General features: G+C 72.7%; 16 protein-coding genes and 1 pseudogene. 7 read left to right on the top strand and 10 right to left on the bottom strand.

Annotated elements, in window-relative coordinates; translation table 11 throughout:
• Nucleotides 1–81: 81 nt before the first annotated feature.
• From WQO_RS13555 to WQO_RS13530, 7 genes are all read right to left on the bottom strand, one after another.
• Entirely contained in the window at nt 82–1,374 is a 1,293-nt protein-coding gene (locus WQO_RS13555; RefSeq protein ID WP_010059771.1) for a cytochrome P450, read from the bottom strand.
• Nucleotides 1,371–1,985 (bottom strand): GTP-binding protein, encoded by a 615-nt coding sequence (locus WQO_RS13550; protein WP_010059772.1) that lies wholly within the window; start codon nt 1,983–1,985, stop codon nt 1,371–1,373. The genes WQO_RS13555 and WQO_RS13550 overlap by 4 nt, the downstream gene beginning before the upstream one ends.
• Nucleotides 1,966–2,325: a DUF742 domain-containing protein gene (locus tag WQO_RS13545; RefSeq protein ID WP_010059773.1), complete on the bottom strand. Its 360-nt coding sequence runs from the start codon at nt 2,323–2,325 to the stop codon at nt 1,966–1,968. The genes WQO_RS13550 and WQO_RS13545 overlap by 20 nt, the downstream gene beginning before the upstream one ends.
• Nucleotides 2,322–2,768 (bottom strand): roadblock/LC7 domain-containing protein, encoded by a 447-nt coding sequence (locus WQO_RS13540; protein ID WP_010059774.1) that lies wholly within the window; start codon nt 2,766–2,768, stop codon nt 2,322–2,324. Before WQO_RS13540 ends, WQO_RS13545 begins: the two co-directional genes overlap by 4 nt.
• A gap of 114 nt (nt 2,769–2,882) precedes the next feature.
• Nucleotides 2,883–4,793, bottom strand: a complete 1,911-nt coding sequence (locus tag WQO_RS13535; RefSeq protein ID WP_010059775.1) for an ATP-binding protein — start codon at nt 4,791–4,793, stop codon at nt 2,883–2,885.
• 502 nt (nt 4,794–5,295) lie between these two features.
• Nucleotides 5,296–5,415: a DUF397 domain-containing protein gene (locus WQO_RS36120; RefSeq protein ID WP_237274126.1), complete on the bottom strand. Its 120-nt coding sequence runs from the start codon at nt 5,413–5,415 to the stop codon at nt 5,296–5,298.
• Nucleotides 5,378–6,322 carry a helix-turn-helix domain-containing protein gene (locus WQO_RS13530; protein WP_237274125.1) on the bottom strand — a complete coding sequence of 315 codons (945 nt, stop codon included), beginning with the start codon at nt 6,320–6,322 and terminating at the stop codon, nt 5,378–5,380. The genes WQO_RS36120 and WQO_RS13530 overlap by 38 nt, the downstream gene beginning before the upstream one ends.
• Nucleotides 6,323–6,459: 137 nt before the next feature.
• On the opposite strand from WQO_RS13530, the gene WQO_RS13525 reads away from it, so the two are divergent.
• Nucleotides 6,460–6,984, top strand: coding sequence for an ATP-binding protein (locus tag WQO_RS13525; protein ID WP_010059779.1), 525 nt, complete (start codon nt 6,460–6,462; stop codon nt 6,982–6,984).
• 11 nt (nt 6,985–6,995) lie between these two features.
• Here WQO_RS13525 and WQO_RS13520 read toward each other — a convergent pair whose 3' ends face one another.
• The 3 genes from WQO_RS13520 to WQO_RS13510 form a co-directional block, all read right to left on the bottom strand.
• Nucleotides 6,996–7,385 (bottom strand): VOC family protein, encoded by a 390-nt coding sequence (locus tag WQO_RS13520; protein WP_010059781.1) that lies wholly within the window; start codon nt 7,383–7,385, stop codon nt 6,996–6,998.
• Complete coding sequence (locus WQO_RS13515; RefSeq protein ID WP_010059783.1) at nt 7,382–7,678, bottom strand: ArsR/SmtB family transcription factor; 297 nt, start codon at nt 7,676–7,678, stop codon at nt 7,382–7,384. The genes WQO_RS13520 and WQO_RS13515 overlap by 4 nt, the downstream gene beginning before the upstream one ends.
• 66 nt (nt 7,679–7,744) lie before the next feature.
• On the bottom strand, nt 7,745–9,418 hold the full coding sequence (locus WQO_RS13510) for an MFS transporter (RefSeq protein WP_010059785.1): 1,674 nt from the start codon (nt 9,416–9,418) through the stop codon (nt 7,745–7,747).
• Nucleotides 9,419–9,754: 336 nt separating this feature from the next.
• Between WQO_RS13510 and WQO_RS13505 the strand changes: the two genes are divergently transcribed.
• From WQO_RS13505 to WQO_RS13480, 6 genes and pseudogenes are all read left to right on the top strand, one after another.
• The gene (locus WQO_RS13505; protein WP_010059786.1) at nt 9,755–10,543 is read left to right on the top strand and encodes an ABC transporter ATP-binding protein; all 789 of its coding nucleotides are present in this window, start codon (nt 9,755–9,757) and stop codon (nt 10,541–10,543) included.
• Nucleotides 10,540–13,125, top strand: a complete 2,586-nt coding sequence (locus tag WQO_RS13500) for an ABC transporter permease (protein WP_010059787.1) — start codon at nt 10,540–10,542, stop codon at nt 13,123–13,125. Before WQO_RS13505 ends, WQO_RS13500 begins: the two co-directional genes overlap by 4 nt.
• 271 nt (nt 13,126–13,396) lie before the next feature.
• Nucleotides 13,397–13,645, top strand: coding sequence for a hypothetical protein (locus tag WQO_RS13495; RefSeq protein WP_010059788.1), 249 nt, complete (start codon nt 13,397–13,399; stop codon nt 13,643–13,645).
• Between the two features lie 53 nt (nt 13,646–13,698).
• Nucleotides 13,699–15,810: a BTAD domain-containing putative transcriptional regulator gene (locus WQO_RS13490; RefSeq protein ID WP_058953979.1), complete on the top strand. Its 2,112-nt coding sequence runs from the start codon at nt 13,699–13,701 to the stop codon at nt 15,808–15,810.
• A gap of 5 nt (nt 15,811–15,815) precedes the next feature.
• Nucleotides 15,816–18,155, top strand: a complete 2,340-nt coding sequence (locus tag WQO_RS13485; protein WP_010059790.1) for a TOMM precursor leader peptide-binding protein — start codon at nt 15,816–15,818, stop codon at nt 18,153–18,155.
• Nucleotides 18,145–20,287, top strand: a pseudogene (locus WQO_RS13480) (TOMM precursor leader peptide-binding protein). Before WQO_RS13485 ends, WQO_RS13480 begins: the two are co-directional and overlap by 11 nt.
• The last annotated feature ends 6 nt before the right edge of the window (nt 20,288–20,293 follow it).

The following is a 20,293-nucleotide window of genomic DNA, read 5'->3' as shown; positions in this document are numbered from 1 at the left end:
CCGGGCGGCCGGGCCGGGGAACGCTTCCCGGCCCGGCCGCTCGCCCCGGCCTCCCGGAAGGGTTCCCGGCCCCGGTCCCCACTACTGCGCCATCGGGCTGAACTGCACCGGCAGCGCCGACAGTCCGCGCATCCAGATCGAGGGCCGCCACGTCAGCTCCGCCGGTTCCACCGCCAGCATCAGGTCCGGCAGCTGTTCCAGCAGCGTCTCCACCGCCGTACGGGCCATCACGTCGGCCAGCAGCGGTGCGGGGTAGGGGCAGCGGTGCTCGCCGCCGCTGAACGACAGGTGCGCGGAGTTCTCGGCCCCGACGTACGCCTCCGGCCAGATCTCCGGGTCGGTGTTGGCGGCGGCGATCCCCAGGACCAGGCAGTCGCCCGCCCGGATGTGCCGGCCGCCGAGCTGGGTGTCCCGTACGGCCCAGCGGCCGATGAAGTTCTGCGTCGGGGTGTCCAGCCACAGCACCTCGTTGAGCGCCTCGCCGACGCTGAGCCTGCCGCCGGAGACGTTCACCGCGAAGCGTTCGTCCGTCAGCAGCAGCCGCAGCGTGTTGCAGATCCAGTTGGAGGTGGGCTGCTGGGCGGCGGCGATCACCGAGATCAGGTCCTGGACGATCTCCTCGTCGGTGAGCCCCGCGCCGTGCGTCACCATGCGGGAGGTGATGTCGGGTCCGGGTACCGCCCGCTTGTCCTTGACCAGTTGACGCAGCCGGTCGCCGACGCGCCCGTAGGCCGCCACCGGGTCGTCGCCCTCGCCGGCGTCGAGCGAGATCCGCAGGTCGTCCACCAACTGCTGGGTGTCCGAGCCCGACACCGGCATCCCGCACATCTGGACCACAACCCGCATCGGCAGGGCATGGACGTAACTGCTCATCAGCTCCGTCCGGCCGCTCCCGGCGAAGTCCGCGATGAGCCGCTCGGCGATGCGCCGGCAGTCGCGGGCCAGCTCGAACTGGTCGACGCCCTCCAGGGCTTCGGTGATGACACCGGCCCTGCGGCGGTGCTCGTCGCCCTCCGTGAAGAGGACCGACGGCTGGTAGCCGACGAACGGCAGCAGGGGCCAGTCCGGCGGAATGCTGTCCCACTGGTTCCAGCGGCGCGAGTCCCGTGCGAACAGCTCGTCGTGCGTGGTGACGTAGGAGAGTTCGGCGTACCCGAGGACCAGCCAGGCCGGTACGTCACCGTCGAGCAGGACCGGCGCCACCGCGCCGTGCTCCCGCCGCAGCGAGCGGTAGAGCTCCGTGGGCGTCTGCTGGTAGGAGGAGCCGGACAGCCGTACGGCACCGGGGGCGACCGGGCAGCCGGAGGGGGCGGAGGTGCCCGGATCGAGGGGGGAGCCGAAGGAAGGATCGAAGGACGGGCTGGAGGTGCTCATGGTGTCGTCTCCCGGGCGATGGCCATCGTGCGCAGATGGTCGACGAGCGTGATCAGGACGTTCTTGCTGGAGGTCCGGACCCGGGCGTCGCAGTCGATCATCGGGATGTGCTCGGGCAGGGCCAGGGCCTGACGGATCTCTTCGAGGGGGTGGGCGACGTCGTCGTCGAAGCGGTTGACCGCCACCACGAACGGGGTGCCGTGGTGTTCCAGCCGGTCGATCGCGTACCAGGAGTCGTCCATCCGGCGGGTGTCCACGAGGACGACCGCGCCGAGCGTGCCGGAGAACAGCCGGTCCCACAGGAACCAGAAGCGCTCCTGCCCCGGGGCGCCGAACAGGTACAGCACGATGCGCTCGTTGAGGCTGATGCGGCCGAAGTCGAAGGCGACCGTGGTGGTCGTCTTGCCGTCGACGCCGCTCGTCTCGTCGACGCCGACACCGGCCTGGGTCATGACCTCTTCGGTGTTCAGCGGCCGGATCTCGCTCACCGAGCGGACGAGCGTGGTCTTGCCGACGCCGAACCCTCCGACGACGACTATCTTCAGGCCGGTCTCGGCCGCGTCGGACAGCGGGGTGCGCTGGGCGGGCAGCTCACAGCTTCCGGAGACCATGGAGCACCTCCTTCAGCAGTTCGGAGTCGGGGAGTTCGGAGTGCGAGGTGGCCACGCGGGGGTGACGGGCGGTGATCCGGCCCATGACGTGGAGGTCGTCGAGCAGGATGCGGACCACGGTGACCGGGAGGGAGAGTTCGGCGGCGATCTCGACGACGGCGGTCGGGTGGCTGCACAGGTCGAGGATCCGCGCGTGTTCGGACTGCATGCCGGGGGTCGGCCGGGACTCGCTGACCACCAGGGTCACCAGGTCGAAGGAGTCCGCGGCGCGGCTGCGTCCGCCGGTGACCGTGTAGAGCCGGTCGGGGGCTCCGGTGTCGACGGGTCGCCGGGGCGTCACGAGGGACTCCCCGGCGACGTACGTCCCGGAGAAGCGCTCCCCGGTACCGTGCCGCGCGGTGCGGCGCGCAGGTGTTCACCGATCTGATCGACCATCTGCGTCATCTGGTTGCCCACGATGCTGGGGTCGGCCTCCTCCGTGGCGACGACGGCCAGATGCGCGCCCTCACCGGCCTCGACGATGAACAGCAGGCCGCCGTGGAACTCGGTCATCGAGTGCCGTACGCCGCCGGAACCGTCGCCGAACTCGATGGAGGCGCCCTGCGCCAGCGCCTGCATGCCCGAGCAGATGGCCGCCAGCTGGTCGGCCTGGTCGAGGGTGAGGTGCTCGCTCCAGCAGAGCTTGAGCCCGTCGCGGGACAGGGCCAGGGCGTGCCGCGTGCCGGGGGTCTGCTCCAGCAGCCTCTGCAGGAGCCAGGTGAGGCTGTTGTCCGTTGTCTGCATGATGAGTGACGGGACCGTGGCGCCGGGATCCGGCCGACGGCCCGTACCTCCAATCTCGGATGTTCGAGCGAGCGCGTCCGGTGGCCCCGGACACCCTGTGGATGGCGTTCCTGGCTACGGTGCGGCGGACGGCGGCGGTACGGTCCCGGCGTCCGGCTGCTCCGCTGCCGCCGCGTTGCTCTGGGGCCGCCGGCCGCGCTGGAAGGCGCCGAACTGCTGGCCCGCGGTGCGGGGCGGGGTGGCCCGCGGTGTGTCGCCCCGCGGGTTCGCCGCGGAGGCGGGAGCGGGCGCGCCACGGTGCCGGCCGCGCTCGCGCTCCGCCTCGCCCATGGTCCGGCCGGGCGTGCGGACGGGGAGGCCGCCGGGGGTGGAGGCCGCCGCCGGGCGGGTCGCGGGCTGCTGCGGCTCACGGGGGCGGGCGACGAGGGGGTCGGGAGCGGCTGGAGCGGGGGCCGGCATCGGCGCGGCGGGGGCGACGGCTTCCGGCAGGGAGGGCGTCGCGGGTACGGGCGCGGGTGGCGGCGTCACAGGCGCGGGCACCGGTGTCGCGGGTTCCGGCGACAGGGGTTCCGGCGTGAGCGTGCCCGTGGGGGCGGGAGCGGGTACGGCCGTGGGCGCGGGCGCCGGCGTCGCGGCTGCCGCGGCTTCCCGGAGGCTCGGGACGACCGCATGGCTCTCGCGGGACTCCTGGGCGATCAGATGCCTCGGCAGCAGGACGACCACGCCGGTGCCACCGCGCGAGGACGGCCGGTAGTTGACGCTGATCCGGTGCTTGAGCGCGAGCCGCCCCACCACGGCGAGGCCGAGGCGCGTGCCCTGGAGGGCCGCGAGGTCCGTCAGCCGTCCGGCGACGGAGTCCGCGGCCCGCCGCATCGCCGCTTCGGCCATCTTCAGGCCGCTGTCCTCGATGGTGACGACGATGCCGGTGCCGCGCTCCTCGACGTAGACGTGCACCTCGTCGATGGGCGGCGAGAAGTTGGCGGCGTTGTCCATCAGTTCGGCGAGGAGGTGCATGACGCCTTCGGCGGCGAAGCCGGAGATGGCGACCTTCGACGAGCAGTGCAGCCGGACCCGCTGATAGGCGGCGATCCGGCCGACCGCGCCCCGCAGGATGCTCTCCATGACGATCGGCCTGTTCCAGGCGCGGCTGGGCCGGCCGCCCATCAGCAGGGCGAGGCGGTCCGTCATCAGGCCGAGCTGCGAGGTGCTGTGGTCCAGTTTCAGCAGATCGCCGAACACCTCTTCGCCGTGACGTTCCTGCATGGTGCGCAGGTCGGCGAGCATGCTGACGGACTTGGCCTGGACGCGGCTGAGCGCCTTGGCGGACGCGGTCTGCGCGGCGAGGGCGCGGCGTTCGCTGAGCGCGAGCTCCCGGAGCACCGCCTCGACGGACGCGCGCAGCAGCGGCTGGTCCGGGAGGTACACCTCGGCCTGCACCGCGGCGCCGGACTCGCCCTCACGGAGCCGGGCGGCCACGCTCGGCAAGGTCTCGCGGGTGAAGCGTTCGACCTCGGAGGTCAGGGCGCGCAACTCGTCGCGGAGCCGGGCGTTCTCCCTGCCCAGCTCGTCGTGGATCCGCGTGCTCTCGGTGCGCAGGGCGGCGGTCTGCTGCTCCTGCCCCTCGACCGTGGCCGCGAGGGCGTGCAGCAGCTTGCGCTGACGCGGCCCGCGCGGGAGCGGGACGCGGCCGAGGGCCTCGTTGGCCGGTACTCCGCCGCGTACCAGCTGGAGCAGTGCGGGCAGGGCCACGTCGGCGGTGTGGGCGGTGTCCGCTTCGAGTGCGGTCAGCGAGGTCTTGAGCCGTTCGGCCTCGGCGTTGCGGGCCGAGGCCGCGCGCTGGGTCCGCCGGGCGAGGGTGTGCGCCACGGCGAGCGTGACGGCCAGGACCACCCAGGCGGTCACCACCACCGCCACCGCCCAGCCGCGCGCCCCGGACGGGGCGAGGAACACGGCCACGGCTCCGGCGACGGCGAGTACGGACAGCACGGCCACAAGCGGCGCCGTCGCCGCCCCGGACGCGTTCATCGGCCTCCGCCGCTGACTGGCTGGTACGGGTTCTGGCATGGATGCGGTCCCTCAGTTCTACCGACAGTTCTACCGAGCAGAAGGTGTGCGGCCGCTCCGAGAAGGTGCAGTTCACCTGGCGAATCGGAGAAAAGCGGAAGCAGCCTTTCCTGTCAGGGGTTGACCACATCGTAGACATTGCTCGTGCGGCGGTTGATCCGGTGAGCGGCATAGTCCGTAGGCAGAGTGATTTTGTCGGGAAGTGGCCAGCGGGCTCCGGCTGTTGTGGTAATCGCGAGGCAGCGCGCCGCGTTGACCGGCATCGGGCCGGAATGAGCCCCGGGGGAATGGCCGGGGCATATGCGCGACACCCGCCGGTCGGTCCAGCGTTATGCCGCGAAGCGGCGATGTCTGGGAGCCCGAGGAATTCTTTTCGGCCAATATGCCGACGGTAAATGCCCAGTGACACCAGTAAATGGAGTGATGCCGATGCGCGCGGGGGTGTCACGCCGCGCGCCACGCGTCAGTCGGTGACGACCCCGGCGATGAACGCGCTCCAGGCGGCGGTGGGGACGACGAGGGCGGGGCCGGTGGGGTTCTTGCTGTCACGCACCGGGACGACGCCGGGGAATCCGTCCGCCACCTGCACGCAGTCGCCGCCCTCCTGGTTGCTGTAGCTGCTGCTGCGCCAGGCGGCGGCGGTCAGATCGGGACGGGACACTCGCTGCACGGTAATCGGCCTCCAGTACGGATCGGATCAAGGCGAGTGACATCAGCGGCGGCAGCGCCATCGCCCTGAGCTGATCGTAAGTGAGAACGAACCGTTCGACCTCGTCCGGTTCCTCGGTCAACTGGCCGTAGTGCGCGCCCTCCGTGTAGGCGACGTCGGTGCCGTCCGGCATCACCAGCACGGTGAGGGAACCGCCCAACGAACCGTGCGCGCCCTGGTTGAACGGCAGCACCTGGATCGTGACGTTGGGCTCCTCGGCCATCCTGAGCAGCTTCTCCAACTGGCCGCGCATCACGGCGGATCCGCCGACCGGCCGACGCAGCACGGCCTCGTCGAGAATGATCCACAGCTCCGGCCGGTCCGGGCCGATCAGCCGCACCTGTCGGTCGAGCCGGGCCGCGAGGCGTTCCTCCAGATACTCGGCGTCCCGCAGCGTGTGGCCCACGCTCAGCAACGCTCGCGCGTACTCCGGTGTCTGCAGCAGACCGGGCACGGCGTGCGAGGCGTACTGGCGGATCACAGCCGCGCGGGCGGAGTACGCGATGAACGCCCGCGACCAGTCCGGGAACGCCTCCCGGTACACGTACGGCCAGAGGTCGATCAGTAAGTCGTCCGCCACCAGCTCCTTGTCCAGGACCCGGGTCAGCTCCAGTGTGGGCTTCGCGCCGGTCGCCCGCTCCAGTTGGGCGATGCGGCTGCTGACCACGTGGGCGAGTGAGCCCACCTCGGCCTGGGTGAGTCCGGCCGCGACGCGGAGCTTGCGCAGGCGTGATCCGAAGAGGGCCGCCATGGAGGACTGCGGGTCAATTGCTCTGGCCATGGGGCTACTTCCGATTCTTACGGCCTGCGGGGTAAGGCGCTGTCACCTTCCGAGGCTAGGACGCACGGCCGACTCTTGAGTACGGAAAGTCACGGAACCCGCACGTGTGGGTGACGTGAGAGGAGTCGAGTGAACGGATGGTCGGCATGACCGGGAAGAGGACGACAGCGGCGAACAGTGCCGACGGGCAGGAGGAGCCCCCACCCCTCCCGCGCCGCTTCGGGCTGACCGCCAACGGCTACGGGAGCCTGTCGCGGCAGTTCCCGTCGACGCCCCGGGGAGCACGGCTCGCCCGCCGCACGGTGGTGCGGCAGCTGGGGTACTGGGGGTTCGGGCCGATGACGGACGCGTCGTGCTCGGTGGCCCTGGTGGTGGCGGAGCTGGCCGCCAACGCGGTGTGCCACGGGCGGTTGCGGGGGCGGAACTTCCATGTGCGGGTGGATTACGAAGGCCCGGCGAGCCGTTTCCGTATCGAGGTCTCGGACGCCGTACTCGGCCGGACGCCCGAGCACGCGACGCTGCCCCCGGAGGACCAGGAGTCGGGGCGTGGCCTCTTCCTTGTGGAGTGCCTGGCGACGAAGTGGGGGTGGGAGCCCCGGAACCCGATCGGGAAGATCGTGTGGGCGGAGGTGGCGGCCGCGAGGCCTCAGGGCGGGGCGTGAAGGCGCCCGCCCTACGCGCTCTGCATGATCTGGATCAGGTTGCCGCAGGTGTCGTCCAGGACGGCGGTGGTGACGGGGCCCATCTCCGTCGGCTCCTGGGTGAAGCGGACGCCGAGCTTGCTGAGCCGGCCGAACTCCGCCCGTACGTCGTCCACGGCGAAGGCGATGGCCGGGATGCCGTCCTCGACCAGGGCCGTCGTGTACGGCCTCACGGCCGGGTGCTTGTTCGGCTCCAGGAGGAGTTCGGTGCCGTCGGGGTCCTCCGGCGAGACCACGGTCAGCCAGCGGTCCTCGCCGCCGAGCGGGACGTCGTGCTTCTTCACGAAGCCGAGGACGTCCGTGTAGAAGCGCAGGGCCTTCTCCTGGTCGTCGACGAAGACGCTGGTCAGGTTGATCCTCATGGGGTCCTGCCTTCTTGATCAGGCTGAGCGAGCCATCGCGTGACGATGTGCTCAAGGGGTTCGGTGTTCAGGTCGTGGAACTTGTAGCGGCCCTCGCGGCGCGTGCTGACCAGGCCCGCCGTCTCCAGGACGGCCAGATGCTGGCTGACCGCCTGCCGGGACAGCCCGAGGCCGTGCCTGGTCACCAGCCGTCCGCATATCTCGAACAGCGTCTGACCGCTCCGGTCGGTCAGCTCGTCGAGGATGAGCCGCCGCGTGGGATCGGCCAGGGCCTTGAAGACATCGTCCGCCATGACTCCACGATAGGCAAGTAGCGACTTGCCTATCAAGTGGAGTGCTCGCCGCCGCTACGGCACGCCCTAGGAAGCGGCGTCCTGCCGGCCCGGCGCCCCGGCGGTCCCGGCCGCCTCCGTCGGCTCCGTGATGACCGGGAAGCGGCGCGGGGCCAGCGTGATCAGGGCGAGCAGGGCCAGGGCCGCGGCTCCGGCCGCCCCGATGTAGACGTAGTCCACCGCCGCGTCCACCGCCCGGCGCACGTGGTCCGTCGCCGCCGCGGAGAACGCGCCCGGGTCCTCCAGCGCGCGGGTCACCGCGTCCAGGTCGCCGGGGAGGCCGTCCACCGGGGCGTCCAGGAGGCGGGCCGCCAGGACACCGTTGGCGACGGCCCCGAAGAGCGCCGCGCCGATGCTCTGGCCCACCTGGCGGCAGAAGAGGACCGACGCCGTCGTCGTACCGCGCTCCGCCCAGCCGACCGTCGACTGCACGCCCACGATCAAAGGGAGTTGGAACAGGCCGAGGGCCGCGCCGAGCAGCAGCATCAGGAGGGCCGGATGCCAGGGCTCGCCGGGGTAGGGGAGGAGCGGGAAGGCCAGCAGGATCAGCAGCGCCGCGCTCATGCCGATCATCGCGGTCCGCCGGAAGCCGATGCGGTTGTAGACCCGGTCGGACAGCGCCGCCGACACCGGCCAGCTCAGCGTCATCACCGAGAGCACGAACCCGGCGGCGATCGGGCCGAGGCCCAGCACCGACTGGGCGTACGTGGGCAGGAAGACGGTCGGCGCGACCATCAGCAGCCCCATCGCGCCGAGCGCCAGGTTGACCGAGGCGATCGTGCGGCGCCGCCATACCCAGCCCGGGATGATCGGCTCCGCCGCCCGCCGTTCGATGACCACGGTGAGCGCGGCCAGCACCGCGCTCGCCCCGAGCAGGCCGAGCGAGGGCGCCGAGAGCCAGGGCCAGGCCACCCCGCCCTGCACGAGCGCCGTGAGCAGCAGGCTGCCGGTCGCGAAGACGGCGAGCGCGCCCGCCCAGTCGACCCGGGGCCGGGTGGCCGGACGCGGGCGGGAGGGCTCGTGGAGGTGGCGGACGACCAGCCAGAGGGCGACGGCCCCGACCGGGAGGTTGATCAGGAAGATCCACCGCCAGTCCGCGTACCCGGCGAGCAGTCCGCCGACCACCGGACCGGCGACCGCCGATGTGGCCCACACGGTGGACAACTTCGCCTGGATGCGCGGGCGTTCCTTGAGCGGGTAGAGGTCGGCCGCGATGGTCTGCACCGTGCCCTGGAGCGCGCCGCCGCCCAGCCCCTGGACGATACGGAAGGCGATCAGCGCGGCCATGTTCCACGCGGCCGCGCAGAGGACCGAGCCGACCAGGAACAGGATGATCCCGGCGATCAGGACCGGCTTGCGGCCGAAGGTGTCGGAGAGCTTCCCGTACAGGGGGAGCGTGACGGTGACGGCGAGCAGATAGCCGGAGAAGAGCCAGGAGAAGACGGTGAGCCCGCCGAGGTCGCCGACGATCTGGGGGACGGCGGTGGAGACGATGGTGCCGTCGATGGCGGCCAGCGCCATCCCGAGCATGAGCGCCGCCACGACGGGGCGGCGGCCCCGGGGGGTGGTGACGGCGGGCGGCGGCGCCGCAGCCTTGTCGCCGCCGCGGGCCGCACGGGCCGATTCGCCGCCCTCCCGGCCCGTGCTGCCTGCGTCCGAGCCGCCCGCGTTCGCGTCGCTTCTGCCGTCCGTGCCGCCCACCAGATTCCTTCCCTATGCACGTATCTCCGGTGGCACTGTCTCATCCAGGGGCGCCGAGGGGGAGCCCCTGACCCGTCTCCGTCCGAGGGACGAGTTCCCCTAGGGGGCGCCCCCTCATAGTGGCCAGGGCCCGTTCCTCCCGGCGGAGGACGTGGCGGCGGGGGGCCTCTCCTTAACCTTTTCTTACGTCGCCGCTACGGCTCACCGCAGGGGGGTGGGTGGGGAAAACCCCACCTGAAGACTGCGCTGAGCACCATCGCGCGGGGGACGGTCCGGAACGCAGACTCGGAACGTACCCAGCGACGTCCAGTCATCGAACGACATAGGAGAAAAACCGTGACAACGGCTGTGACCATTCCCAGGCACGGGGGCACTGGAGGGCGTACGGCCGTCGCGGCACGGGCGCGACAGGTAGTGAAGGCCTACGGCACCGGCGAGACCCGGGTCGTCGCGCTCGACCATGTCGATGTGGACATCGCCCGCGGGCAGTTCACGGCGATCATGGGCCCGTCCGGCTCCGGCAAGTCGACCCTGATGCACTGCCTGGCCGGGCTCGACACGGTGACGGCGGGCGAGATCTTCCTCGACGAGACCGAGATCACCAAGCTCAAGGACAAGAAGCTCACCCAGCTCCGGCGCGACCGGATCGGGTTCATCTTCCAGGCGTTCAACCTGCTCCCGACGCTCAACGCGCTCGAGAACATCACGCTGCCGATGGACATTGCCGGCCGCAAGCCCGACGCCGCCTGGCTCCAGCAGGTCGTGGAGACGGTCGGGCTTGCCGAGCGTCTCAAGCACCGACCCACCCAGCTCTCCGGCGGTCAGCAGCAGCGCGTCGCCGTCGCCCGGGCGCTCGCCGCCCGGCCGGAGATCATCTTCGGCGACGAGCCCACCGGAAACCTGGACTCCCGCGCCGGGGCCGAAGTCCTCTCCTTCCTCCGCAGGTCGGTCGACGAGCTGGGCCAGACCATCGTCATGGTCACCCACGACCCCGTCGCGGCCTCCTACGCGGACCGGGTGCTGTATCTCGCCGACGGTTCCATCGTCGACGAGATGCAGAACCCGACCGCCGAGCAGGTCCTCGACCGGATGAAGCACTTCGACGCACGTGGGCGGACGTCATGACTGTCTGGAAGACCTCGGTGCGCAACTTCTTCGCGCACAAGGGCCGGATGGCTCTCTCCGCCGTGGCGGTGCTGCTGTCCGTGGCGTTCGTCTGCGGCACGCTCGTCTTCACCGACACGATGAACACCACGTTCGACAAGCTCTTCACCATCTCCTCGCCCGATGTCACCGTCAGTCCGAAGGGCTCGGACGACGAAGGCGAGCAGCCCGACAACGGCAAGCCCGTCTCGATGCCCGCCTCGGTGGTGCAGCAGGTCGAGAAGGCCGACGGGGTGGAGCGGGCCGAGGGCTCCGCCTTCTCCATGGCGGTCACCGTCGTCAACAGCGACAACAAGAACATGGGTTCCGACACCGGCGCCCCCACGATCGCGAGCAACTGGACCAAGAACGACCTGCGTTCGATGGAGATCACCTCCGGGCACGCACCCCGCGGTCCCACCGAGGTGATGGTCGACGCCGACACCGCCAAGAAGCACAAGCTCACGATCGGCGACGAGCTGCGCACCATCGCCGCCACCGGTGACCTCAAGGCGAAGATCAGCGGCATCGCGTCCTTCACCGCCACCAACCCGGGCGCGACCGTCGTCTATCTCGACACCGCCACCGCGCAGAAGCACCTGCTGGGCGCCCCGGGCGTCTTCACCCAGATCCTGGTGACGGCCGAGAGCGGCGTCAGCGACACCCAGCTCAAGAAGAACGTGGCCGCCGCCCTCGACGGCAACGCCGCGTACAAGCTCCAGACCCAGCAGGAGGCCGCCGACGCCAACAAGGACGACATGGGCGCCTTCCTGGACGTCATGAAGTACGCGATGCTCGGCTTCGCCGGAATCGCCTTCCTCGTCGGCATCTTCCTCATCGTCAACACCTTCTCGATGCTGGTCGCCCAGCGCACCCGCGAGATCGGCCTGATGCGGGCCATCGGCTCCAGCCGCAAGCAGGTCAACCGGTCCGTGCTCCTGGAGGCCGTCCTCCTCGGCATCGTCGGCTCCCTGCTCGGCGTCGCGGCCGGCGTCGGCCTCGCCGTCGGGCTGATGAAGATGATGAGCGCCGTGGGTATGACGCTCTCCACCGAGGACCTCACCGTCGCCTGGACGACGCCCACGATCGGCCTCGTGCTCGGCATCGTCGTCACCGTCCTCGCCGCGTACATCCCGGCCCGCCGGGCCGGCAAGGTCTCCCCGATGGCCGCCCTGCGCGACGCCGGAACCCCCGCCGACGGCCGCTCCGGCTGGGTCAGGGCCGGTATCGGCCTCTTCCTGACGGCTGCGGGCGGCGCGGCCCTGTGGGCGACGACCCAGGCGGACAAGGCCACCGAGGGCTCCATGTTCCTCGCCCTCGGCGTGCTGCTGACCCTCATCGGCTTCATCGTGATCGGCCCGCTCCTGGCCGGCGTCGTGGTGCGCGGGCTGAGCGTCGTCGTCCTGCGGCTCTTCGGCCCGGTCGGCCGGCTGGCCGAGCGCAACGCCCTGCGCAACCCCCGGCGTACGGGAGCTACCGGCGCGGCCCTGATGATCGGGCTCGCCCTGGTGGCCTGCCTGTCCGTCGTCGGGTCCTCCATGGTGGCCTCGGCCACCGAGGAGCTCGACAAGTCGGTCGGCGCGGACTTCATCGTCCAGGACGGCAGCACCGGCCGCCCGATCGTGCCCCAGGCCGCCGACGCCGTGCGCGCCGTCCCCGGCCTGGAGCACATGACCGACTACACCTTCGTCAAGGCGAAGGTCACCTCGCCGAACGGCAGGACGGAGGACGAGGGGATCACCGCCGCCGACCCGACGTACCAGAAGGACGTCCGCCGGACGGTCATCTCGGGTGACCTCGCGAAGGCGTACGGCAAGGACGCCATGTCCGTCGGCGACGAGTACGCCGAGCGGCACGGGATCAAGGTCGGCGACACGATCACCGTCGCCTTCAAGGCGGGCGAGACCGCGAAGCTCAAGGTCGCGGCCATCACCTCCGACGACACCAACATCGACCGCGGCGCGATGTACACCAACCTCACGACGGCGGCGTCCTACGTCCCGGCCGACCGGATGCCGCAGAACGTGGTCATGTTCGCCAAGGCCGAGGAGGGCAAGGAGAAGGAGGCGTACGCGGCCCTCAAGAGCGCCATCGCCGACTACCCGGTCTACAAGGTCCAGAACCAGGCAGACTTCAAGGAACAGCTGAAGGACCAGATCGGACAGCTGCTGAACATCGTGTACGGCCTGCTCGCCCTGGCGATCATCGTCGCGGTCCTCGGTGTGGTGAACACCCTCGCCCTGTCCGTCGTCGAACGGACCCGTGAGATCGGCCTGATGCGCGCCATCGGGCTCTCCCGCCGCCAGCTGCGCCGCATGATCCGGCTGGAGTCCGTGGTCATCGCCCTCTTCGGGGCGCTGCTCGGACTCGGACTCGGCATGGGCTGGGGCACCGCGGCCCAGAAGCTGCTGGCGCTGGAGGGCCTTGAGGTCCTGGAGATCCCGTGGCCGACGATCCTCACGGTCTTCGCCTGCTCCGCCCTCGTCGGACTGTTCGCCGCCCTCGTCCCGGCCTTCCGGGCAGGTCGCATGAACGTCCTGAACGCCATCGCGACGGACGGGTGAGCCCGCACCCGCCCGGCGGGGGGTGAGCCCGAGGGCGTCACCGTAGGATGACGGGCAGGCCCCGGGACGTTCCTCCAAACGCCCCGGGGCCGAGCCCGTTCCCCGCCCCGGGCCGTCGGTCACGGAGGACCGTGTCAGCTTGCTGCACAGGGCGGCGGGCCCCCGTGCAGCAAGCTGACATCACGGCCTCTCTTGTGGCGCGTTCCGCGCTGGCATCGTCTCCCGTGCCGGGACGACCCCCGGCTCCGACGCCACCGTCGAAGGGGAACACGTGTCAAGGTCTCCGCTTGCGCAGAAGCAGCGCCGCCCGGCCAGAGCCGCCGCCCTCGTCACCGGCATCGCCCTCGCCGCCCTCACCTTCTCCACCGGCCCCGCATCGGCCACCACCCCGGCCGGCCCTCCGCCCGTCGCCGACGAGATCGCCCGCGTCATCTGTACGGAGCTGGCGGGGGTCATCGGCCAACTGCCCCCGGAATCGCCGCCCGTCCAGATGTGCAAGCTGGTCAACGGCTGGGACTAGACGTGTCGAGCCCAGCAGCCGTGGCGGGAGGCATGCCGGGGACGCCTCCCGGGATGCGGTTCCAGCTTCTGGGGCCGCTCGCCCTCGCCGACGGTCCCGACACCGTCGTCCTTCAGTCCTCCAAGCCCGCGAACCTGCTCGCCGCGCTGCTCCTGCACGCCAACTCTCCGGTCTCCGCCGAGTACTTGCAGCGCGCGATATGGGGTGAGGAGCAGCCGGCCACCGCCAGGGCGGCCCTCCAGACCTGTGTGCTGCGGCTTCGCCGGCTGTTCTCCAAGCACGGCGTCACCACCGCCATCGACGCGGTGCCCGGCGGCTACCGGATCACCGCCGCACCGTCCACCCTGGATCTCCTCGGTTTCCGCGACCGGGTGCGCCGGGCCGCCGGCCTGGACCGGGACCCCGAGGCGGAGCTCTGTGCGCTCAGGGACGCCCTCTCACTCTGGCAGGGTGCGCTGCTCGCCAACGTCCGGTCCGTCGTCCTGCACCGCGACGAGGTGCCCCGGCTCGCGGAGGAACGGCTGCGCGCGGTCGAGCGGGTCTGCGACCTGCTGCTGGGGCTCGGGCGCTGCGGCGAGGCGCTGGTCGACCTGTGGACCGCTACGCGCGTCCACCCGGGCCACGAACGGTTCCACGAACAGCTCATCGAGGCCCTCTACCGCAGCGGACGCCAGTCGCAGGCCCTCGCCGAATACCGCAGGGTCAAGGGGTTCCTGCTGGAGGAGCTGGGCGTGGACCCCTCGCCCTCCCTGCGCCGGCTCGAACTGGCCGTCCTGCGCGGCGAGGACCTCGGTCCGGCAGGACCGGCGGCGCCCCGCGTCATCCGGGGCGAGACCGCCGCCCTCCCGGCCGCCCGGCCGATCACGGTCCCGGACGCGGCGCCCTCAATGGTCTCGGCCGTGACGCCCTCAACGGTCTCGGACGCCGCGTCCGCCCCGGCCCAGGGCGCGGCATCCGCCACGGGCCCGGGCGCCGCGACCGGCACGGCCCAGGGCGTTTCGCCCGTCACGGCCCAAGGCGCTTCGCCCGTGACGCCCCAGGCCGCTTCGGGCGTCGTGGCGCCGGGCCCTACGCCGGTCCTGCCGCAGGGTGGCCCCCCGGTCCCGGCCCAGGGCGCCACCCCGGTCGCCGCACCCGCACCCGCTCCCGCCGCCGGGACGACCTTCGCCCCGGTCGCCGCTCCCCGCATCGAACCCGTCCCCGCCGTCCCGCACTTCACCGGGCGGGCCGCCGAGGCCGCCGCCCTGACCGCCCGCCTCACCGCACCCCCGCCCCCCGGCCCCGAGGACCACCGGCCCCTCACCGTCCTGGTCTCCGGGGCACCCGGCATCGGAAAGTCGGCGCTCGCCCAGCACGCCGCCCGGCTCGCCCGGGACGCCTTCCCCGCCGGGCAGTTGCTCGTCCGGATGACCCGCGCGGACGGCGAACCCCGCCCGGCCGATGAGGTGGTGGCCGACGTGGCCGCCGCGCTCGGGGCGGCCGGCGACGGGCGCGCGCTGCTGATCCTCGACGATGTGGTCGACGCCGACCAGGTGCGCCCCCTGCTCACGCTGCGCGGGGAAGCAGGAGCCGGGCCGGGCCCCGCCGTCGTGGTCACCAGCCGGATGGGCCTCGGCGGACTCATCGCGACCCACGGCGGCTGGGTGCAGCGCCTGACGACCTTCACCGAGGCCGAGTCGTACGCCCTGCTGCTGACCGCCCTGGGCGCCGAGCGGGTGGAGGCCGAACCCCGTGCCGCCCACCGGCTCGCCGCCGCGTGCGGCCACTTCCCGGCCGCCCTGCGCATCCTCACCGCCCGGCTGCTCACCCGGCCGGGCCTGCGGCTCGCCGACGCCGCCGACTGGCTGGGCGACGACCCGCTCGCCCGGCTCACCCTGACCGACTCCCCGGACCACTCGGTGTCCGGCCTCTTCGACCGGGCGCTCGGCCGGCTCGATCCCCGGCTGTCCGAGGCGTTCACCCACCTCGCGCAGGGCCCCCCGACGCTGCTCGACGACCGGGGCCCCGACGACGAGGGACCCGTTCCCGAAGCCGTGCGGGAACAACTCGCCGACGCCGGACTGCTGGAGGACGGCCCGCCGGGCCCGTACCGCATCCACGATCTGCTCCGCGCCCACGTACGAAGAACCGCCCGGATCCGCGACCGCCGCACAGAGAAGGTGTGATCCCCATGGCCGAGAGCGCTGCCCCCGCCGCCCCTGTCACATCCGCCGCACCCGCCACGCCCGCACCGACGTCCGCGACGACGGAGACGACGGATACCACCGCGAGGCCCGCGACCACCGCGACCAGCACGGCCGCGGAGCCCCCCACGAGGACGGCGTTCGACGCGCTCGCCGGCACCCGGCCGCGTATCCGCCGTGACGTGCTGTTCACCGAGACCCCCGGCGGGGTGCTGTTCCACAACGCCGACGGCGGCTTCCACCTCACCGGCCGCACCGCCTACCGCTTCGCCTCCCTCGTCGTCCCGCACCTCACCGGCCAGCACCGCATGGCCGAACTCTGCGCCGGGTTCGGGCCCGCGCAGCGGGCGATGGCCGCCGAACTGGTCAAGACGCTGTACGCGCGCGGCTTCGCCCGGGACATCCCCGAGGCCGACACCGCCGGGGACGCGGTCGACCCGGAGACCGCCGAACGGTTCGCCGCCCAGATCGCCTACGTCGACCACTACACCGACGACGCCCCCGCCCGCTTCGCCCGCTACCGCGCCACCCGTGTCGCCGTCCTCGGTGACGACGAGACGGCCCGCTGGTGCGCGCTGAGCCTGGTGCGCAACGGATGCGCGAGCATCGGCGCGCCGGCGGCCTCCGACGACGTCATAGCCGAGGCCGCCGCCAACGGGGCGCGCGTCGACCCGGTCACCGCCGGGCCGGACGCGGGCTGGGCCGACCTGGACGGCTACGACATCGTCGTCGTCAGCGGAGCCGGGGCCGGGGCGCGCACGCACCGGCTGCTGGCCGCCGGAGTGCCCGAGGGTGTGACGCTCATCCCCGCCTGGCTGTTCGGCCGACGCCTGGTCGTCGGCCCGCTCTCCACCGCCGGCTCCACCGGCTGCTGGTCCTGCGCCCTGCTGCGCCTGGGCGGCAACGTCGACCCCGGCACGGCGGCCGAGCTGTGGAGCGAGGCGGCGGGGGCCGTACCGTCCGACGGGGCCGCCCTGTCCGGGCCGGTCGCCGCGATGGTCGGCAACCTCGTCGGCTACGAGGTCTTCCGCCTGACCACCGGAGCGCTGCCCGCCGAGACGGCCGGCCAGATCCTCGTCCAGGACCTGGAATCGCTGGACGTGATCGCCGAACCGGTCCGGCCCCACCCCCGTTGCACCCGCTGTTCCGCGCTCCCCGCCGAGGACGCCGACGGTCCCGCCGCCCTGCCCGAGGCCCTCGCCCTGCCCGTCACCGCGACCGTGGAGACCGCCCGGGACGCGGAGGAGCTGGTCGAGGAGCTGAACCGGATCAGCACCGCGCTGGTCCGCCCGCACACCGGGACCTTCCGCCGCTACGACGACGAGGAGCTGACCCAGACCCCGCTGAAACTCAGCCGGGTCGAGGTGGCCCTCGGGGGCGGGGCGCGCCGCCGGATCGCCGCGTTCGACGTGCACCACCTGGCCGGGGCACGGACCCGGGCGCTGTACGCGGCGGCCGAGACGTATGTGGAGCACATGGTTCCGCCGACAGGTGTCCAGGGAACCGAGGCCGGTGACCGGGGCGGCGCTGCTGCGCGGGAGCTGCGGACGCTGGGGCCCGACGCCCTGACGACCGGCGGCGGCACCGGGGCCGTGCCCGCCGCCTGGGCGGTGGCGACCTCCCTGATCGGCAAGGACCCGGTACGCGTACCGGCCGCCGCCCTGCGCCCGTTCGGGCCGTACAACCGCGACCGGGTGCACCTGGCGACCACCGCCGGAGCCGGGGCGGGCGGCAGCGCGGCGGAGGCGGCGGGCCGGGGACTGCTGTCCGCGCTCGCCCACGACGCCCTGCTCCGCGCGGTCCGGGGCAGCACCACGGTGAGCCCGTTGGCGGTCGGCGGCGACGACCCGGAGCTGGTGTTCCTGCTGAAGTCCGCCGCCAACCTGGACATCGCCGTGGACCTCCTCGACCTGGGTGAAGCGGCCCGCAGCACGGCCCACGTGGTGCTGGCCCGCGAGGCGAACGGGCCTGTCGGCGGTGCGCGTTGGGCGGTCGGGGCCGGGTTGTCCCGGCGTACGGCGGCCGCCGCCGCCCTGCGCGACCTGCTCGGGCAGGTCCAGCTCGCCGCCGAGGACCCGGAGGCGGCGGTCGACCCCGGCGACCCGCTGGTGGCCGACCTGGCCCCCGGCGCGATCGCGGTGGGCGGCGGGTCCGTCGTGGCGGACACGGCGGAGACCTCGTTCGACGCGGTGCTGGAGGCGCTGGCGTCCGCCGGGCGCGACGCCCTGTACGTGCCGACGACCCCGGCGGACCTGCGCTCCGGCTCCATCGCCACGGCCCGGGTGCTGCTCACGGTGGACGGCGAGGGCGGCACCGATGGCCGTTGAGACGTTGCGGGGCGCGCCCAAGGTGCCCGACGGGCCGGACAGGCCCGACGCGGCCAACGGGCCCGACGCGGCCAACGGGCCCGACGCGGCCAATGCGCCCGACGTGGCCAACGCGCCCGACACGGCCGATGGACCCGACGTACCCGACGTACCCGGCACGCCGGGCGGGCCCGACGCACCGGACGCTCCCGTGCTGGGGGAGTCCACCCGGCTGCTCGCGGAGCTGCTGCGGCAGGCGCTGGCCCGGCACCGAAGGGCGGCGGCGGTCACCACGCCGCTGGACGTCCAACCCCTGGGCGTACACGACGCGTTCGCGGCAGACGGGGAGGTGCCCCGGACCGATGCCGTGCCCGTGCGCCACTACGGGCGGCACGCCGTCGTCGGCCCCCTGCCGACGCCGCCCGGCACCGACCGACGCCCCTGCGCCCGCTGCCTGGAGCGCCGGTGGCAGGCCGTGCGGTCCGTCGCCCTGCGCGAGGCGCTGGAGCTCGGTTCCGGGACCCGGGCGGCGGGCCCTTCCCCGTACGTCACCCCGTTCGCGGCTGAGGCCGTCGCCGGGGTGATCGCCGCCCGGCTGGCCGGCGGCGGACCGGACACCGGGGCCTTCCCCGCCGTCCATCTCGTCGACCTCCAGACCCTGGCCGTCCGCCACTACCCGCTCGTACCCGACCCGGAGTGCCCCCGCTGCGGGCAGCCCGAACCCGACAGCGAGGAGGCCGCCGCCCCTCGCCCTGAAGCCCGCGCCCAAGCTGCGGCCCGGCGGCTTCCGGGTCCGGGACCTCCGGGACTACGAACTGCCCGTCGAGCCGTACGCCAACCCCGTCTGCGGGTCGCTCGGCCCCTCCGTCGTCCAGGACGTCTCCTCCACGTCCACCTCCGCCACCATCGGCTGCTTCTCCCTGCGCTCGGGACCGTATCTGCGCGAGACGTTCTGGGGCGGGCACGCCGACACCTTCGCCGACAGTGTGCGCATCGGAGTGCTGGAGGGCCTGGAGCGGTACGCGGGGATGCGGCCCCGGGCCAGACACGCCCAGGTGCACGCCTCCCTGGACGCCCTGCGCGCCGAGGGCCGGGCCGTCGTGGACCCGCGCGTCTGCGGCCTCTACTCCGACGCTTTCCACCGGGCCAACCCCCGGGTGCGGCCCTTCACCCCGGACCGGGAGATCCCCTGGGTGCGCGGCTGGTCGCTGCGGGACGGACACACCGTCCTGGTCCCCGAGGTGCTCACGTACTACCACGCGCCGGGCCTGGAGAACCGGTTCGTTCAGGAGAGCTCCAACGGCTGTGCCTCGGGCGGTGCGTTGGAGGAGGCTGTCTACTTCGGGCTGATGGAGGTCGTGGAACGGGACGCTTTCCTGCTCTCCTGGTACGGGCGGGCCGCGCTGCCCGAGATCGACCCGCGCACCAGCCGCCGCCCCGCCACCCGGCACATGGTGGACCGGCTGGAGATGTACGGATACGAGGCGCGGTTCTTCGACACCCGGATCACCTTCCCGATCCCCGTCGTCACCGGGGTCGCCGTCCGCCCCGACGGCGGGCCCGGCCGGATGTGCTTCGGCGCGGGGGCCGGGCTCGACCCGGAGGCGGCCCTCGCCGGGGCGCTCTGCGAGATCGCCACCGACGCCGTCAACCTTCAGGGCCGCACCCAGCGGGACGAGGAGCGGCTGCGCGCCATGGCCACCGACTTCGCCAAGGTCGAGGCGCTGCACGACCATCCGCTGGCGTACGGGATCCCCGAGATGGGCGACCATGCGGACTTCCTGCTCGGCGCGCCGGGTTCCGTACGCCGACCGGCCCGCACCTTCAGCGAGCTGTACGGGGACGGGCCCGGCGCCCGGCCGGTCCTTCCCGTCTCCGACGATCTGCGCGAGGACCTCCGCCGGTGTGTGGACGCCGTGGCCGCCGCCGGGTTCGACGTGGTGGTCGTCGACCAGACCATGCCGGAACAGCGGGATCTCGGGCTGACCACGGTGAGCGTGCTCGTGCCCGGACTGCTGCCGATCGACTTCGGCTGGACCCGCCAGCGCGCCCTGGGCATGCCCCGGCTCCGTACCGCCCTGCGCGAGGCGGGACTGCGGACGGCGGACCTCACCGACGCCGGTCTCAACCCGGCCCCGCACCCGTTCCCGTGACGGATT

Origin of the sequence: Streptomyces globisporus C-1027, from assembly GCF_000261345.2 — a bacterium.
Lineage (GTDB): Bacteria > Actinomycetota > Actinomycetes > Streptomycetales > Streptomycetaceae > Streptomyces > Streptomyces pakalii.
Note: the sequence above shows the minus strand (reverse complement) of the source record. Positions and strands in the feature narration are given on the sequence as shown.